Raw genomic sequence first — 2,837 nt, 5'->3', positions numbered from 1 at the left:
ACATAGATGTCTCGGGCACCGGGCCGCTCGCCAACTGGAACGGCATCGGCACGTTCTCGGTCGACGGCAAGATCGTCACCCAGCTGACGGGTCGCCACCAACTGACCGACAAGGGCAATCATATCGAGGCCAAGGGCGACGGCGATTTCGCTCGCTTCCTGCCTGAGAATCTCAAGCCGCTGTTTGCCGGCAAGACCAGTTTCGACATTGCCGGCACCGCCACATCGGCCGGTGGCGTCAGTGTCGACCGCGCCAACATCGACAGCGATGCGGTGCACGGCACCGCGACCGGCATTGTCGATCCTGCCGGCGCCAGCGACCTCTCGGTCGAACTCGCCGCCAAGGGGCCGCCCGTGGTGATCAGCGTCGGCAGCAAGGCGCAGCCGATCACGCTGGCGATCAGCAATGCCACCGCCCGGGCCTTCGGCGACGGCAAGGCGCCGATCATCGACGTCGGCGCCTCCTTCGTCTCCATCGTCGCCGGCGGCACGCGGCTGGACGACCTGGCGGCCCAGATCCATTCCGACGGTTTTGATATCCAGAACCGCGCCGGGCCGGTCACCGTCAAGCTGGAGGCGGGCGGCCTCAACACCGACGTGGCGACGCTGGCGCCGCTGATCACCGGCAAGATCGATGTCGATCTGGCCGGGTCGGTCAGCAAGGACGCCATTGCCATCGACCAGGGCACGCTGCGTTCCGACGCGCTCAACGCTTCGCTGACCGCGACGGTGGCGCTTGCCGACCTGTCGATGCAGCTCAAGATGAACGCGGATGCCGTGGCCACGGCCTTTCCGCCGCAGATCGCCTCGGTGCTCGGCGCTAGGGTGAAATTCTCGGCCAGCGCGGCCCGCGATCCGCAGGGATCCTTCGCCGCCAATTCGATCGAATTCACCTCCGGCACGCTCAGCGCCGCCGGCACGGCCAGCATGCAAGGCACCGACATCCAGGCCGACATCAAGGGCAAACTGGGCGACGTCTCGGTGCTGTCGCCGACAGTCGGCGTGCCGGTTGCCGGTGGCGTCGATTTCGCGCTGTCGGCAAGCGGCGCCATGACGGCGCCGGATTTCACGGTTACCGCCGATAGCGACAGCCTGACGGCATCGGGCCGCACGGTGAAGAGCATCAAGCTGACGGCTAGCGGCAAGGCCGATATCACCAGTCCCGCCGCCAATGTCTCGCTGACCGGCTCCGTCGACGACCAGCCGCTCGACATCAAAGCAGCGCTGGTGACGAGCGAAGGCAAGCGTTCGATCAATGGTTTTCTGGTCTCGCTCGGCGACAACAAGGTCTCGGGTGATCTCGCGCTCGACGACAAATTCATGCCGCTCGGCACGCTGACGCTCGATGCACCTGCCATCGACCAGCTGGCCGCACTTGCCGGCCAGGCGATAACGGGAGACATCGACGGAACCATCCGCTTCGCGGGGGATGGCGACGCGCCCTCCGTTGCGATCGATGCGAAGAGCACATCGATCGCGCGCGGCGAGGTGATGGCCAAGGCCATCACAGTCAATGCACTGATCGCCAATTATCTCAAGGCGCCTGCGATATCAGGTACGATCAAGGCCGACAGCGTCACCTCCGGGACCACGGAAATCGGCGGCATCGGCGTCGACCTGAAGCGTGATGGCGACTGGACCAATTTTACCGGCGGCGCCACCATAGCGGGCATTCCGGCGACCGCTGCCGGCCGGGTGAAGATCGCCGACGGCACGACGAGCATCGAGATTGCCTCGGGCGAGGCGACGGTTCGTGGCATCAAGGCGGCAATCGCCCAGGCATCGACACTAAGCATCGCCAACGGCACGACCAGCATCGAAAGGCTGGCGCTCGACGTCGGCGGCGGCTCGGTGACCTTGTCCGGGACAGCTGGCCAGACGCTCGATCTCGCGGCGCAATTTTCGGCACTGCCCGCGGCGCTCGCCAATGGATTTTCGCCCGGCCTCGATGCTGTGGGCACGCTCAGCGGCACGGCTGGTTTGACGGGACCGCCGGCCGCTCCCGACGTCCGCTTCAATGCGCAACTGGCCGGTATCGAAACCAGCCAGACCCGGCAGGCCGGGCTCGGACCGCTCGCCGTCGATGCGGCCGGCAGCTACACGATTGCCGGCGGCGTGGTGCTCGATCAGGCGACGCTGACCGGCGACAAGGTTTCCGGCAAGGCAACCGGCACCCTCAACCCGAACGGCGCCAGCGATTTTGCGCTCGATCTCATCTCATCCGGCCCCAGCCTGCCGCTGACTGTCGGCAGCGCCGAGAGCCCGGTCAAGATCGAGATCCAGTCCTTGTCGGCAAAGGTGGCGGGCGAGAGCACGCGGGCCCGCCTGGATGTCTCCGCGATCCTGCCCTCGATCGTCACCAGTCCGGCGAGGGTAGACGGGCTTGCCCTGGCGTTGCATTCGGATGCGTTCGATCTCAAGAACCGTGCAGGGCCGGTTTCCGGCACGGTGTCGGTGGACAAGGTCGGTCTCGACAATCCGGTGATCGCGCCGCTGATCGCCGGCAAGGTCACGGCAGCCGTCAGCGGCCGCCTGACGGCCGACCTGTTTGCCATCGACAGCGGCTCGCTCAAGAGCGATGCGCTGAACAGCCAGGTCGCCGGCCAGGTATCGCTGCGAGACGGTGCCATAGACCTCAATCTGAAGGCGGATGCCCCATCGTCGGCCTTGCCGGCGGCGGCGCGCGGCATGCTTGGCGAACGCGCTGAGATCAGCGCCACACTGAAGCGCGACCCCAACGGCAGCATCAACATAGGCGGATTGAAGTTGACCTCGGGTGCGCTGACCGCCGACGGGCAAGCCAGCCTTGCCGACAACAAGGTGGCCGCCGACATCAAG

At 66.3% G+C, this 2,837-nt stretch carries 1 pseudogene; it reads left to right on the top strand.

The annotated features are described in order from the left end of the window. Positions 1–2,837, top strand: a pseudogene (locus EN939_RS28320) (translocation/assembly module TamB domain-containing protein); the annotation flags it as partial.

The sequence above is a fragment of the Mesorhizobium sp. M7A.F.Ca.CA.002.05.1.1 genome (assembly GCF_003998335.1).
GTDB lineage: Bacteria > Pseudomonadota > Alphaproteobacteria > Rhizobiales > Rhizobiaceae > Mesorhizobium.
The sequence above is the reverse complement of the archived record's forward strand: the minus strand, read 5'-3'. Positions and strand labels throughout refer to the sequence as shown.